General features: G+C 38.7%; 14 protein-coding genes. 3 read left to right on the top strand and 11 right to left on the bottom strand.

The window, feature by feature from the left end; translation table 11 throughout:
• Window positions 1-39: 39 nt before the first annotated feature.
• Both ACOZIR_RS15015 and garR read right to left on the bottom strand, forming a co-directional pair.
• On the bottom strand, window positions 40-1,479 hold the full coding sequence (locus ACOZIR_RS15015) for a four-carbon acid sugar kinase family protein (protein WP_045293092.1): 1,440 nt from the start codon (window positions 1,477-1,479) through the stop codon (window positions 40-42).
• Window positions 1,476-2,378: a 2-hydroxy-3-oxopropionate reductase gene (gene garR, locus ACOZIR_RS15010; protein ID WP_045293093.1), complete on the bottom strand. Its 903-nt coding sequence runs from the start codon at window positions 2,376-2,378 to the stop codon at window positions 1,476-1,478. The genes ACOZIR_RS15015 and garR overlap by 4 nt, the downstream gene beginning before the upstream one ends.
• Before the next feature lie 293 nt (window positions 2,379-2,671).
• Here garR and ACOZIR_RS15005 point away from each other — a divergent pair, with 293 nt between their 5' ends.
• Window positions 2,672-3,298 carry a GntR family transcriptional regulator gene (locus ACOZIR_RS15005; protein WP_061859631.1) on the top strand — a complete coding sequence of 209 codons (627 nt, stop codon included), beginning with the start codon at window positions 2,672-2,674 and terminating at the stop codon, window positions 3,296-3,298.
• A 22-nt stretch (window positions 3,299-3,320) separates the two neighbouring features.
• On the opposite strand, the gene ACOZIR_RS15000 is transcribed toward ACOZIR_RS15005, so the two are convergent.
• The 4 genes from ACOZIR_RS15000 to ACOZIR_RS14985 form a co-directional block, all read right to left on the bottom strand.
• The gene (locus ACOZIR_RS15000) at window positions 3,321-4,901 is read right to left on the bottom strand and encodes an FMN-binding glutamate synthase family protein (RefSeq protein ID WP_328120819.1); all 1,581 of its coding nucleotides are present in this window, start codon (window positions 4,899-4,901) and stop codon (window positions 3,321-3,323) included.
• Between the two features lie 43 nt (window positions 4,902-4,944).
• The gene (locus ACOZIR_RS14995) at window positions 4,945-6,666 is read right to left on the bottom strand and encodes a pyruvate oxidase (RefSeq protein WP_045293097.1); all 1,722 of its coding nucleotides are present in this window, start codon (window positions 6,664-6,666) and stop codon (window positions 4,945-4,947) included.
• A gap of 101 nt (window positions 6,667-6,767) precedes the next feature.
• Complete coding sequence (locus ACOZIR_RS14990) at window positions 6,768-7,535, bottom strand: tyrosine-protein phosphatase (RefSeq protein ID WP_328120817.1); 768 nt, start codon at window positions 7,533-7,535, stop codon at window positions 6,768-6,770.
• Window positions 7,536-7,814: 279 nt separating this feature from the next.
• Window positions 7,815-8,567: a CpsB/CapC family capsule biosynthesis tyrosine phosphatase gene (locus tag ACOZIR_RS14985; protein WP_328120815.1), complete on the bottom strand. Its 753-nt coding sequence runs from the start codon at window positions 8,565-8,567 to the stop codon at window positions 7,815-7,817.
• A gap of 313 nt (window positions 8,568-8,880) precedes the next feature.
• Between ACOZIR_RS14985 and ACOZIR_RS14980 the strand changes: the two genes are divergently transcribed.
• Window positions 8,881-9,612: a DUF6270 domain-containing protein gene (locus ACOZIR_RS14980; RefSeq protein ID WP_328120813.1), complete on the top strand. Its 732-nt coding sequence runs from the start codon at window positions 8,881-8,883 to the stop codon at window positions 9,610-9,612.
• A gap of 45 nt (window positions 9,613-9,657) precedes the next feature.
• Here ACOZIR_RS14980 and ACOZIR_RS14975 read toward each other — a convergent pair whose 3' ends face one another.
• A complete protein-coding gene (locus tag ACOZIR_RS14975) occupies window positions 9,658-10,419 on the bottom strand; it encodes an SGNH/GDSL hydrolase family protein (RefSeq protein ID WP_421535703.1) in 762 nt (253 codons plus the stop codon).
• A 195-nt stretch (window positions 10,420-10,614) separates the two neighbouring features.
• Here ACOZIR_RS14975 and ACOZIR_RS14970 point away from each other — a divergent pair, with 195 nt between their 5' ends.
• Window positions 10,615-11,577 carry a LytR family transcriptional regulator gene (locus ACOZIR_RS14970; protein WP_328120810.1) on the top strand — a complete coding sequence of 321 codons (963 nt, stop codon included), beginning with the start codon at window positions 10,615-10,617 and terminating at the stop codon, window positions 11,575-11,577.
• 40 nt (window positions 11,578-11,617) lie between these two features.
• Here the strand turns inward: ACOZIR_RS14970 and ACOZIR_RS14965 are convergent, their stop codons facing one another.
• From ACOZIR_RS14965 to ACOZIR_RS14950, 4 genes are all read right to left on the bottom strand, one after another.
• A complete protein-coding gene (locus ACOZIR_RS14965; protein ID WP_043979836.1) occupies window positions 11,618-11,998 on the bottom strand; it encodes a triple tyrosine motif-containing protein in 381 nt (126 codons plus the stop codon).
• 75 nt (window positions 11,999-12,073) lie between these two features.
• Window positions 12,074-13,039, bottom strand: coding sequence for a teichoic acids export ABC transporter ATP-binding subunit TagH (tagH, locus tag ACOZIR_RS14960; RefSeq protein WP_071276409.1), 966 nt, complete (start codon window positions 13,037-13,039; stop codon window positions 12,074-12,076).
• A gap of 16 nt (window positions 13,040-13,055) precedes the next feature.
• A complete protein-coding gene (locus ACOZIR_RS14955; protein ID WP_045293108.1) occupies window positions 13,056-13,859 on the bottom strand; it encodes an ABC transporter permease in 804 nt (267 codons plus the stop codon).
• On the bottom strand, window positions 13,856-15,133 hold the full coding sequence (locus ACOZIR_RS14950; protein ID WP_045293110.1) for a nucleotide sugar dehydrogenase: 1,278 nt from the start codon (window positions 15,131-15,133) through the stop codon (window positions 13,856-13,858). Before ACOZIR_RS14950 ends, ACOZIR_RS14955 begins: the two co-directional genes overlap by 4 nt.
• Window positions 15,134-15,161: the final 28 nt, after the last annotated feature.

Raw genomic sequence — 15,161 nt, 5'->3', positions numbered from 1 at the left:
ATTTTCTAAAGTGAACGCACCTCGTACGTTCACTTCTTTCTATTTACTTAGTAATTCAACCGTTTCTCGAAGCGTTGTTTTGGCTCCAACATTCCCAGGGAAAATGATGTATGCAATGCCTGGAAACTTGCTTTCCTCTCCCGTTACCCATACCGGAATGCCGGGTTTGATTTGTCCAGCAACCGTCGCACGCTTTACAGATAAGCCGTTTACGCCAATATCACTTGACGTAATGCCGCCTTTTGCGACGATAAAGTTTGGACGAACGTTCAAGCGGCGAACAATGCTTGTAACCGCATCTGAAATTTTTACCGATAATTTAAGCTCTTCTTCTTTTTTGCCTTCGCCAAGATCTAAGCGCTCGCGTCTTGTATACACAGCTACCGTTTGACCTTTGGAAATAAGCTTTTCTGCTTCATTGATAATACGATTCACTTCTTCTTCAAACTTTTCAGGTTCTAAGACAAGATGACAATCAAATTCAATAAATTCAATGAAGCTGCATTTCTTTAATTCTTCTAACTGCTCTGTTGTTTTTTTTACGTGCGAGCCAACCATAATTAATCCGCCGTTTGACGACTTTTCTTTAATGAGCTCTTCTTTTGTTAAAAGGTCTTTGTCGCTCACTCCGCCCATCACTTTTGTTAAAGCCGCAGCGCTTCGATACATAAAGTGCTTTCCAAGCTTCATCGCGCGAAGAAGCGCAATCGTCACAACTTTCACGTCTACATAATCCACTGCGTTCACAATCACTTTGTTAAAGTCTTTCACTTCCATTAACTGATTTGTAATCGTTACTAAATCAAGGGCACGAATGCTCCCGAGCGAAATATACGTCGTATGACTTGCTTTGAATTTCCCTTCTGACTTTTCTTCTACCCACTCGCCTAAATGAGACTTGCTGTAGCCAAACGTACGGTCTTTTGCAAATTCCGTTTCTCCCGCCGGCACTAAGTAGTCTTCATCTTGCACGTAGTGAATGTTATCAATCGTAAAGCGTCCGCCTTCTTTAAAGAAAGGAAAAATCACTTCGCCGTGGAGCACTTGATTGGAGTGCTGTTCAACGGTTTTCTTTAATACTTCTGTTTCTAACGGGTAGTGACCGCGAAGAGTCGAATCACCTCTGCTGATAATTAAAAACTCTTTATCTACTTCAGCCGCTACCTCTGTAATAACAGCAGCAATGTCCGCGTGGGCTTTTTCCGTTTCAGAAGCGGTAAATCCGCGTGAATTCGTTAGGATAAAAAACATGGAGTTTTCTTCTAAAAACCCTTGCTTAATGCTGTCTTTGCTCCAGTCTGTATAGACGGAAATACCGTTAACCGTTTGAACACCCGTTGGATCATCGTCTAGCACAATGATTTTTTGATTAAACGTCAGAAGCTCTTCGTCGAGCATTTTTTGTACAAGTGCATCATCGACCGCTGGAATGTTTTTAAACACATCGCTTACAAGGCGTTTTTCCTGCTGTTTAATCATGCTTCCACCTTCTTTTTCACTTCAACGTTTGCTAACTTTTCATAGTACTGTACAATTCCGCCGTGATCATCGCTTGCTTTTCCGTCTACTTTTAACGCGTGGAAAATTTCCACCAGCTGACTTGAAAGCGGAAGCGGTACGCCAATGTCATGAGCCGTTTCCATCACGTTTGTCATATCTTTTAAGTTAATATCAATGCGTCCCCCTGCTACGAAGTTGCGGTCTAAAATAAGCGGCACTTTTGCATCTAATACAGCGCTTCCTGCTAATCCGCCGCGAATCGCTTGATACATTTTTTCAACGTCAATGCCTGCTTTGGCTGCTAGCACAAGTGCTTCAGACATCGCTGCAATGTTTAAGTTTACAATCACTTGGTTCGCAAGCTTAGCCGTTACGCCGCTTCCGTTGTCTCCAACAAGCGTTACTTCTGCTCCCATCGCATAAAGAATAGATGAAACGCTTTCAAAGATGTGCTCATTTCCACCGACCATAATCGCAAGCGTGCCGTCAATTGCTTTTGGCTCTCCGCCGCTAACCGGAGCGTCTAGCATGTGAATTCCTTTTTGTGCAAGTTCAGCCGCAATTTCTTTTGATGCTACCGGTGAAATGGAACTCATATCGATGATAACGCTTCCTTCTTTGGCGCTATGAATTAACCCTTCTTCTCCAAGCACCACGCTTTTTACATGATGTGAAGCCGGAAGCATCGTGATCATCACGTCGCTGTTCACTGCAACTTCAGCAAGACTTTCTGCTCCAAATCCTCCTGCTGCTTTCACTTCTTCTACTGCTGCTTTATTAATATCGTAAACCGTTACCTCAAAACCTGCTTTTAATAAATTGAGCGTCATCGGTTTTCCCATAATTCCAAGTCCAATAAATCCAACGCGTTTTGTCATTTTCGTTTCCTCCCCTTGTTGTATACGTTTTCAAATATGTTTTAAAAAATAATGTATACGTTAAAATATTTTTTGTATACATTTCTGATAATTTTGTATACACTCATCATATTCGCATTCTATTTATTTGTCTAGCCTTTTTTTAAATGAAATTTATTTCCAAAACCGAAACTTTCCGTCCCACCTTTTCACAAGTTATAGTATGATTTGGGTATACGCGTACAAAATGATTAAAAATAAAGAGAGAAAGAGACGAGATTTTCTCGTGTCGAATGCTAGAGGTGAAGTAGAGTATGTTAAGAAATCAAGGTTCTCGTTCGTCTCATCACCCTTCTTATGAGATGATTCGAGATAAAATTTTAAACGGTGAGCTTGAAGGCGGTACAAAAATCGTCGAAGAAAAATTAGCGAGCGAGCTTGGATTCAGCCGAACGCCGATTCGTGATTCCATTAGACGCTTAGAATATGAAGGACTGATTGTTCGAAAAAAAGTGGTGTCGCCGACAGAAAAAGATTTACGCAACTTGTTTGAAGTGCGAATGCTGCTAGAAGGCTCAGCTTCTAAAGCTGCAGCGACTTTTTTGTCTGATAACGAATTAGAAGAGTTAAAGGAATGCGTAGACATCGGAAGAAACGGCTCGTTTGAAGAAATTATGAGTGCAAATGAACGTTTTCACGCCATTATTGTGAACGCAAGCAACAATGACGTAATGATTAACATCATCGACCGCATGCAGTCCATCATTTACTTGTTCCGTCATACCGTGGTATTTTACAACCGCCCGTTTTTAATTGACGAACATGAAGACATTTATAACGCGATTAAAGAACGCAATGCTGAAAAAGCCGAAACGTTAATGCAAGAGCACCTACAAAAAGACTTAGAGTTTTGCCTGCATTTGCTTCAAAGAAGACAATAAAAAGCTGCCGATTGGCAGCTTTTTATACATACATCTTTTCTTTTACAGAAATATCAGCTAACTGTCCGCTGCTGTTTTTAAACACCACGTGTTTTTTTGAAAACTTCGTTGGCGAATCAATACCGGCTGCTGCGGCTAAATTAAACAACCCTTCACGTAATGACAGCACGTAGTTGCACACGCGGTATGATTTTTCTTCAATAATAAGCGCTTTTTGCAGCTTTGGATCCGTTGTCGCTACGCCCACGGGACACCTATTATTGTGACAAACCTGCGCTTGAATACAGCCAACAGAAAACATAAAGCCTCTGGCAATATTTACGCAGTCAGCACCCAGTGATAAAGCCGTCGCAACTTTATCAGCCGTTAGCAGCTTGCCCGATGCAAAAAGCTTCACTTCATCACGAACGCCATATTTTTTAAGCAGTTCATCTACAAAAGGAAGTCCTGAAAACAGCGGTACGCCGGCTCCGTCCGCTAATTCTTGAAACGATGCGCCTGTTCCGCCTTCTGCTCCGTCGATCGTAATAAAATCAGGTCCGATTCCCGTCTCTTTCATATACGCCGCCATTTCTTCAAGGTCATTTGTGTTGCCGACAACCATTTTAATGCCTACTGGCTTGCCGCCTATATCTCGAAGCTTTTCAATAAACTGGAACATTTCAGGATACGATGCAAACTCTTTAAAGCGGTTTGGACTGTCTACAGATTCTCCTGGCTTTAAGTTGCGGATTTCTGCGATCTCTTCCGTTACTTTTGAACCGTCTACGTGACCGCCTCGCGTTTTAGCTCCTTGGGCGAGCTTAATTTCAAACGCTTTGATTTGCTTCATTTCACTTTTCTTTTTAAATTCTTCCCATGAAAATTCGCCTTCTTTTGTCCGAACGCCAAAAAGCCCTGGCCCAATTTGAAAAATGATATCGACGTTTCCTTTTAAATGATACGGTGACAGTCCGCCTTCTCCCGTGTTCATCCAGGTGCCGCCTGCTCGTCCTAACCCTAGTGATAAAGCGGTAATCGCGTGGTCACCAAGCGCTCCAAAGCTCATGCCGGACTGGCCGATTAATCCTTTTACAACAAACGGTTTTTTGCATGAAGGACCTATAACAACCGCTTCTTCATCCCGCAAATAAAACGGATCCGCTTCTTTTTCTTCTCGGTGCTCTCTTCGGCTGAATAAGTTATCGGCGTCCATTTTATATACTTTTGTTTTAATTTTTGTCGTATTATCCGCTTTCATTTCATCGCGCTGCTTTGGAAATACCGCGTTTCGAATATAATAGCCAGGTTCGTTAAAATCACGCTCTGAGCCAAACCCCATCATTCGGTTGAGGTATTTACCTGATTTAACGGTTTGCTCGTATTGATTTCTAGAAAACGGCTTGCCTTCGTTATTATTTAAAAATAAATACTGACGCAGTTCAGGCCCCATTTTCTCAAAAATATAGCGCATTTTCCCGAGCAGCGGATAGTTTCTCAAAACCGAATGCTCTTCTTGTTTTTCATCTTTCATCCAAAGAATAATAGCCATAATAACCGGCACTACAATCACAAGCATCATGACCGCACCAAAAATAAGTAAAATGATTTCAAACACTCCCATGATATCCCTCCTAAAAAGACTCTCCTGTAAGGAGAGTCACTGATTAAAGCATTCTGCTTAGTCCTTTTCGAAGCGGCGGCATTTCGAGCTCATGTTCTTTAAAGAACTTTTTCATGATGTGCTTCGAATAATTGGCTGCTTGTCCAAATGAAATTTTACCTGGAAGCGGCGGCTCATCCGCAATAACGACATCAATCACCACAGGGACATTCGCAAGCGCTGCTTTTTCAAAAGCGGTTTCGAGCTCCTCGTATTTTTCAACGCGGTAGCCAATTCCTCCGCATGATTCAGCGAACTTCGCAAAGTTCATTTCCCCGAGCTGCGTTTGGTAATCCAAGTGACCTTGAATTGCTTGTTCATATTTAATCATCCCGATTTCACTATTATTGAGGACGACTACAACGATTGGCAGCTTGTACTTCACAGCGGTCACAAAGTCTTGCATGACCATCGTAAAGCCTCCGTCACCGCAAACGGCTACCGATTGTTTTTCAGGATGAGCAAGCTTTCCTGCAATCGCAGCTGGAAGTCCGCAGCCCATCGTTGCCAGCCAGCTTGAAATCACAAATTTTTGATTTGTCATGCGGAAATGTCTCGCCATCCATACCGTTACGTTCCCGACATCAACAGATACAATCGCATCATCATCGACGATTTTTTGCAGCTTAGGGATGACTTGCTGCGGCTTGATTGGCGTACTCACTTCGTTTTCTTCTTTTTCTACGTGTTTCCACCAGTTTTCCATATTAACTTGACACTCTTCTAAGAAACGGCGGTTTTCCTGGTAATCTAAATTATGCGTAAGCTGTGATAGGGTCGTTTTAGAGTCTCCGACTAATCCGATGGATACAGGATAGCGTCTGCCGATTTGTGTGGCATCAGAATCCAGCTGAATCGCTTCAACCCCGTCCGGTAAAAATTCACGGTATGGAAACGACGTTCCAATCATAATCAGCAAATCGGTTTCTTCCATCGCTTCATACGCCGGCTTCGTCCCAATTTGACCGAGCTGCCCTAGATTATAAGGGTGGTGATCAGGGAGTATTCCTTTGCCCGGAAGCGTAAAGATAATCGGCGCCGCAATTTTTTCCGCAAACTGCGCTAATTCAAGCTTCGCATGCTTGGCACCCGTTCCTGCTAAAATAACCGGTTTTTTCGCGTATTTAATCGCTAGAAGCGCTTTAGCTACATCTTCTGGGTCACTGTGAGAAATGCTTTTTGATACATTAGCAATTGGCGTTTTTTCATCAATTTTAATTGTTGAAGACGGAATATCATCTGGAATAACTAGAACTGCTACACCTTTTTTAGCGTAAGCCGTTCGAATCGCTTGCTGCAGCAAATGCGGAAACGATTCAGGCGAGTCTACTCGGTGATTAAACACCGACACATCATCAAAAACCCGTTCTAAGTTCACTTCTTGAAATGATTCATTGCCAAGCTTCGCACGAGGCACCTGTCCGGCTAGCACCAGAACCGGTGCACCGTCTGCTTTCGCATCATACAAACCATTTAACAAATGAATCGCACCCGGCCCTCCAATCGACAGACAGACGCCGATTTTGCCTGTGATTTTGGCGTAAGAAGATGCCGCAAGTGCGCCTACTTCCTCGTGACGGACTTGAATAAATTCAATTTCATCTTTTTCACTGCGCAAGTTGTCCATAAAATGATTGATGGAATCTCCCGGCATACCGAAAATGTGATCGATATTCCATTCTTTTAATACCGACATAGCTGCTTTTCCAGCTGTAGTTTTTATCATATTCAGCCTTCCTTTCTTTTAACGTTGTTTCTATTCCATACCACAATGAAAGAAAGACAAAACAAGGGACTTTCCCATTTTTATGGAAAAGTCCCTTGTTTTCAGCTGAATAATTTAAATAAACTAAATTTTTTCATCGGCTCAGGCTCTAATTGATGAACCGGACGACCGTCGATAATCGCCTCTGCATTTTCAATAAAAAAATAAAGTTCTGACGCACCGTACATATCGGAAATGTAATCATACGCTTTTGAAAGTGAATAGTCGTGGTAATTGCGAGCATGAACGCCAGAGGCAATCACGTGGGCTAAGCGGTATTTAATAAACGTACACGCCGCTTTTCTTTCTTTTTTTCCGTTTAAACCAAGAATACTAGCCGCGCTTAGCTGAATAAGTACGCCTTTTTTAACAAGCCCATACAAACGCTCAGGGTGATCTCGGAAAATTGGATGACATTCTGGTGAACGAAGAATAGGCACAATGCCTTTTGTTAGAAGATCAGACAGTATCTTTTCAAAATAAGGTGAGACATCATATTCAGGCAGTGAAAGAAACAAATATTTATCGGTGTGATTAAGCGTAAGAAGCTGATTTCGCTCATAGTTTCGCAGAAGTTGAGGCGATAAAGGGACAAGCTGACCTGGTAATACTTGAAGAGGAATACATGAATTCGTGAGCCATTCATTAGCTGCGTTCACATAGAGAAATAAATGGTGTTTCATAAACTCTTGATCGCTATCATAAAGAGGCGTCGCCACAACCGACTGAACACCTTGATCCGCTAAGGAGCGTGCCATCTTCAAAAAGCCGTCTACTTCCTCAGGTCCGCTATCGATATTAGGCAATATGTACGTATGAATATCAATCACTTTATTTCCCTCCCTGCGTTTTGTATAGCTCTATTCTACGACGATTTTAAATGTGAAACTATGTATTCTTCTCGACATTTACCACCACGAACCCCGGAAAACCGCGTACTTTCCTGCCATCTACTTAACTAACAATATTTTACTATCACTCTATGTGAAAACGCAAACATAATTTGTAAAATAACTCCAAATAATGATGATAAAAGAAGGGATTTAAATAGGTCTTTGTATGCAAATACCCTGATTAAACAGAAGTTAATCAGGATACAAAGGGAAAAATTAAAAGATTCCTAGAAATTTTGTTTTTTTGATGCGTTCAGGCTCTTGTTTATAAATAGCCTTCCCGCTCGCAATAGCCTCAGCATTTTCCATGAAATGATAAAGCTTGCTGTTGCCGTATTTTTTAGAAACGGCTGAATAAGCTTTTTGCAGGCCGTACTGCTGATAGTTTTCACGATTTACACCTGATGCAATAACGTGTGCTAATCCGTGATCAATGAACTGATAAGCTGCTTTTTTAGCTTTACTGCCGTTGCCGCCCAGCACACTTTGTGCAGACAGCTGAACGACTGCTCCATTTTTTACGAGCTTGTACAAGTGCGGAGGATTCTCCACAAATAATGAATGGCACTCAGGCTCATTTAAAACCGGTACAATACCTTTTAGCTGAAGCTCGTAAGCAATATTTTCTAACACTTCAATTTCCACGTCTTGCGGAATGTGTAAAAACATATATTTTTCATTTTCATTTATTGTCATCGTGTAATAATCTTCATTTGATACAATCATATTGGTAGAGGCAATTACTTTTTGACCTGGTAAAACGCTTAACGAAATAGAAGATTTTCTTAACCATTCATTCGCAAGATCGACATCTTCTCTACAGCTGGAATCTTTTCCGTTATAAAGAGGTGCTGCTACGACTTCTGTTACTCCTTGTTTCACTAATACATTTGCCATCTCTAAAAATTCTTCTACACTTTTGGGACCACTGTTCGCATTTGGCAAGATATTGGTATATATATCTATCATTTTTTTCTCCTCTTTCTATGCCTCAGATCATGGATAGTATTCCATGAATTATATTATATCACAGGGCTTTTTTTCTATCTTCTAGCATAAGTATCTATTTTTGCTCATGCTCTCTTTTGGGATTGATAGACGTTCCTTTTGTATTGAAATGTAACATTCTTTTCTTGAAGAAAATGTTAAAAATAAATAATGGAAAATTAACGAGATAGAAAGTGAGTAAATATACCTAAACACTGATTGACTTTTCTCTTCTTCTTCGTTTATAGTTTTTCTATATGTGTCTAAAAATGAGAAAATATTGTAGGAGTTGTAGATGAATTTGAAGAAAAAAATTGACATTCTAGGAAGCTGTGTTTCTAGAGACCCTTTTGCTATGTTTGACCATCAATATGAAATTAATGAGTATTTTGCTAGAACGAATATTATATCGCTAGCATCCAAACCTGTTGGACTTTCCATTCGAGGCATCCACATTGAGTCCAGATTCCAGCGTAGAAGTGTATACAATGATCTTAATAAACTTTTCTTAAAACATGTGGATGAAGAGCCTGCCGACACGTTAATCATTGACTTACTCTCTGAAAGATTAAGACTTATGAAACGCGGAGAATCTTACATCGCCCTTTCCAAAGAATTTGCTCAATCTAATTTAATGAATGATTTAAAGAGTAAAAGAATTGTAGAACGCACTGATGAATTATGGGAAAGTTCTGCTGATAAAATATGCGAAAGAATCAACGCAAGCAGCATTTCAAAAGTCATTATTCATAAAGCGTTTTGGAAAGAAAAATATGTAGATAAAGAAGGAAACGTTCAAGTTTTTGAAAATCAAGACGAAATTCAACGTCACAATCAGCAATTAGAGTATATGTATACATACCTTGGCAACAAAATTAACAATAGTACATACCTTGAAATAAAAGAAGAATTTATGGCAGATGAAAATCACAAATGGGGTCTTACGCCAAGACACTATCAACCAGCTTATTATGAAAGATTTTTAGAGCAGCTTAACGCTTTACTTTTACCTGTTGTAACAAATTAAAAAATAAAAGCACGAACCTTCTTTATAAGGTAGCGTGCTTTTTCATTATGAATTAGTAAAATACTCAGAGAGAAATTTAAACCATACCTTCTCTCCTTCTTCGTTCGGTTGGCCATTTTCATCAGATAAATACTTTAAAATGTCTTCCTCATTATAATCTGGCCATGCACTCCAATGATTTACAAACTCGTATCCATTTTCTTTAGCAAAGGTTCCTAAAGCCTTTACGTCGTTAGGGTAATTTTGAGCTTGATAGACCGGAGCTGATGGTTGAAAAATAGTAACTAGGTCTTTATTTTCACTTTCAATATGCTTCATAATAATTTGCAAGTTATCAATTGTATTGTTAATACCTACTACGCCGTTATCATTTAATAAAAATGGTTCAAAAAGCAAGATATCAGGCTTTGCTTTTGTAATTTCTTCATACGTTTTTGATTTCACAAATTGTAATGTATTCATTTGTTTGTATTCATACAACTCTACATTTATTAAATCTGTCCCATATGTATCTTCTAGTTTATCTTTCAATAAAGTTCCCCATGTCTTTACATCTTTCTCGGGAGCGGATCCCACAATTACAAGTTTTACAGTATTTCCCATTTTCTTTGCCTTTTCTAATTTCTTCACGATTGATTCCGGCAAGTTCTTAGTCTCACTTTGCATATCCTTTTTTGTTTCGGCTGCGCTTACTCTTGTAGGCTTTGTTTCGAACTGCTTGTCTAATTGATGATTCCAGTACATCTTTCCTGCTACTAAAGACGAGATAAAGATGAGAATAGCAAATACATTAATTAAAATTTTCATAAAATGTCTCCCTTACTATATCTTTCTTTTTTTCTTTTATTATAATATAATTTTAAAGTACATGAAGAAATTTGATTAAATTTGTCATTTTTTTAATCATTTTGACGTGTTTTACAATGAAAAAGATAAGAATAATGGCTTACATAGAAGACATTTATTTTATCAATACATAAAGAAAAGGAAGAGAGGTTCCACATGGAAGAACAAGTACAACCTTCAAATGCGCGCAGACGCAAACGAAAAAAACCGAAAAAGAAACGCGCGTTTAAAATTATTCTTGGTATTATTTTAGTATTAATTCTAGGTGTAGCAGGCTATGCATATAGCATATGGCATTCCGTTGAAAAGACATTTACACAAACACACGAACCTTTAAAACGTGATGTATCTGAAAAACGTTCAAATAAAGTGAGTTTGGAAAACGGCGATCCTATTTCTATTTTACTATTAGGAGTAGATCAGCGTGCCGGTGACCGAGGACGTTCAGACTCTCTTATTTTAATGACGGTAAACCCAAAGACACAGTCTATGAAAATGGTAAGTATTCCACGTGATACGCGAACTGAAATTGTAGGAAAAGGAACACAAGATAAAATCAACCATGCTTATGCTTTTGGTGGCGTGGATATGGCTATCAATACAGTCGAGAACTTTCTAGATGTACCTGTAGACTACTACGTTCAAGTGAATATGGAAAGCTTCAGAGACATTGTAGACGCTGTTGGAGGCGTAACAGTTAACAACTCCTTTGCCTTCAGTTCTGGTGGATACAGCTTCCAGAAAGGGAATATAACATTGGATGGTAAAGAAGCCCTAGCATATACACGTATGCGTAAACAAGACCCTCGCGGTGACTTTGGACGTCAGCAGCGTCAGCGTCAAGTGATTAACGCAGTTATTGAAGAAGGAGCTAGCGTTCAGTCTTTAACAAATTATGGTACGATTTTAGATGCAATTGGTCAAAATGTAAAAACAAACCTTACGTTTGATGACATGAAGCAAATCCAATCGAACTATAAAGACGCACGTAAAAATTCAGAACAGCTGCAGATAGATGGAAAAGGCGAAAAGATTAATGGTATCTACTATTATGCCGTATCTGACGACACGCGTAACCAACTATCTACTGAATTAAAAGAAAGTTTAAATCTAAAATAAAAAAAGATCGCGGGAGATATCCCGTGATCTTTTTTATTTATTATGATTTTGTTACTTTTACTAACTCTGTGCTTTTAGCAACAGCTTTTTCTTTTCCAGCTTTCACGTATACGCGTACACGATAGTCGCCAGACTTCGTTAGCTTATAAGCCAACTCTTTTTTTGAAGAGTAAGGGATTTTTTGGAATAACTTGCCGTCTTTATAAACGGAATAAGCGTATTTAAGGTCTTTCCCTTCCGCTGTTGTTTTTACTTCTAAGCGTTTGTCTCCTACGTTTTTAATAGAGACTTTGTTTAATGCTGTTTTTTCTTGTTGAGTTTGTTCCGTTTTAGTTGGTTTGCTCGCAGTTTCTTTGTCATTGCTGCAGCCTGTGAATAATAGCGCACCTGCTACGATTGGAATTAATACTTTTGCTTTCATTAGAGATCCTCCTTGAATAGTAGATATATCAATCTACATATCTATTCTCAATATTATTAAAATGCTTTATAAACCTTATGTATAAAACATTAAAATCGCTAAAAACAAAGACAGCATAGATAAAATGCCTACTTGACAATAAAGCTTGAACGTTTTTCGTCTTTTTTGTTTTCGTTCACGTCGCTTTGTACGCTGCTCTAATGAGTATAAAGGCTGATCATACTCACTCTTTTCATTCATCAAGGCATATTCATCTTTTGCCTGATTAGCCAGCATATCTAGTTTATACTGCTTTTTCTCTTCATCAGTTAATCCATTAAACCATTTAACAAACTCTTTATATTTTTCTAAAACAACACGAGTGCCGCCAAATTGTTTTAACTCTCCAAAGTGAATCCACATGACCTTGTTGCACACACTGCGAATTTGAGTCAACGAATGACTGATAAAGAAAATAGTTTTACCTTGTTCTTTAAATTCATTAATCTTTTTCAAACACTTATCGTAAAATGTTTGATCTCCTACTGATAAAGCCTCATCGACTACCAGTATGTCAGGATTAGTATGAACCGAAATGGCAAATCCAAGCCTCGATTTCATACCGCTCGAATAGTTTTTAACAGGCTGAGTAATAAATTTTCCGATATCAGCAAATTCGATGATATCAGGAGTGATTTTTTTAATCTCTTCTTTCGTTAGTCCATGCATCAGACACTTCAATTCGATATTTTCTAATCCATTTAAGTTATTATTTAACCCTACCGAAATAGCAATTAATGATGTTTCACCATTAATTTTAATATCACCTGACGTCTGAGGCACAACTTGCGACAGCAAGTTAGAAAGAGTTGATTTTCCTGATCCGTTAATTCCCACAACACCAATGGTTTCTCCTTCGTTCACGGAAAAAGAGATGTTTCTTAGTGCGTAAAAGCTTTCATTTTTCTTTTTTGGAAAGAAAATCTCGAGCAGTTTATCAGATCTTTTTTTATATAAAACATACTTTTTACTAACGTTCTTAAACTGAACTTTTAGTGCCATAGATTACGCTCCTAGATTACAAGTAATCGATGAATTTATTTCTGAATTTTAAATGCAGGATTGATCCTACTGTTAGTATTAATAATGTGATAACCCAAAAATATAATGTATATATCCAATCCTCATAAAACCAACCGTAACCTAACAATGAATATCTAAATCCTTGCACGATGTAAAAGAGAGGATTTAATTTTAAAATCGTTTCATATACATGTGACAATTTAGACGTATCCCATAAAATAGGCAATAAGTAAAGCACCATTCTCATTAATGATTGTAATACTTGCTGAAAATCTCTTATTAACGTTGAAATAGTTGATGTTAGCAGCGTAAGCGCAAATAAAAACACAAATAACGCTACTAAATAATATGGCAATTGAAGTAAATACCATCCTGGATTAATTCCATAAATAACGAAGATAACTCCCATAACCAGCATCATGATGATGAACTGAAAACTGTTGCTGACAATTGTGACAGTTGGCAGTACACTGACTGGAAACTTCATTTTTGAAACCAAATTTACCCTTGCGTACACACTGTTTGAACCTTGAGTAATGGAAGGACTAATAAAAAACCAAGGGATTAACCCAGCAATTAGCCATACGAAGAATGGAATTCCATGTACGGGTGCGCCTCCACGAATTCCTAATCCAAAAACAAGCCAGTACAGAAGAATCTGTATGGCAGGTCCTAAAAACTGCCATACAGCTCCAAGATAGTGCATTTGGTATTTACTTTTTGCATCATAAAGAGATAATCTCAATATCAAATGAAAATTCGAGGATTGTTCTTTCAAAATCCTCCCTACAGAATTCATGCCATTACTTCTTCCTTCTTAAGAAATGCATGTAGGTTACCATAGTTAATATAGCTGAAATTGTCAGAACGGTTAGCTACCACGTTTTTCGTATCAAAAATACGTTTTGTTGCCATACCTTCTAATTCGCTCCAGTTTAATTCTTTAAATTCATTATGGTCTGTTAACACAAGAACTAAATCAGAGTTACGTACAGCTTCCTTGATATCTTGTTCAACCCAATCTTGTTCCACGTGAGGGTCAAATGCGCGAATTTCGTATTTGCCTTCTGCTTTTAATAGATCATAGATTTCCATTGCCGGACTTTCACGAATGTCGTCTACGTTTCCTTTATACGTTAAACCGAATACTGTCACAACGCGTCCGTCTACTTTTTCCATTAGAGCATTTGTGTTGTCTACTACGTATTGAGGCATAGATGTGTTAATTGTTCTTGCTAGATTAATAAGCTGCGCTGTTTTAGGCGCTTTTGCAACGATGAAATATGGGTCTACAGCTAAGCAGTGTCCGCCTACACCCGGTCCTGGTGTATGAAGGTTTACACGCGGATGCTTGTTAGCCATTTGAACAACTTCTAACGCATCGATTTCTAATTCGTTACATACTTTTGTTAATTCGTTTGCTAGCGCGATGTTTACGTCACGGAATGTGTTTTCCATTAGTTTTGACATTTCTGCTGTTTTTGCATCTGTTTTAATGATTTCACCTTGTACAAACGTGCTGTATACCATTGCACCAGCTTCTGTACAATTTGGTGTAAGCCCTCCAACAATACGGTTGTTGTGGATTAGTTCGTGAAGAATTTGTCCTGGAAGTACACGTTCTGGACAATGTACTAAGAACACATCTTTACCAACTTCAAAACCTGCTGCTTCTACTAACGGTTTCACATGGTCATCCATGCTGCGCGGTGCGATTGTAGATTCTACGATTAATACGTTTCCTTTTTCTAAGTAAGGAATGACGTTGCTTACAGCACTTAATACATATGATAGATCACAAGATTTATGTTGATCATCATGGTTTGGTGTTGGTACCGCTACGATGAATGCATCTGCTTTTTCCGGCTGTAATGCTGCGCGGAATGTACCTTTTTCAATTACTTCATTTAACGCTTCCTGCAGACCAGGCTCTTCTAAATGGATTTTCCCATTGTTTAATGATTCAATTACGCGTTGACTTACGTCTACACCTACAACATCCACATCATGTTTTGCAAACATAATAGATGTTGGTAATCCGATATATCCTAATCCTACTGTACAAAGTTTCATTTTATTTCCTCCTGTGTTAACTGCTTAA

The sequence above is a fragment of the Priestia sp. D3YE.R1 genome, from assembly GCF_049199565.1.
GTDB classification, from domain to species: Bacteria; Bacillota; Bacilli; order Bacillales; family Bacillaceae_H; genus Priestia; species Priestia aryabhattai.
The sequence above is the reverse complement of the archived record's forward strand: the minus strand, read 5'-3'. Positions and strand labels throughout refer to the sequence as shown.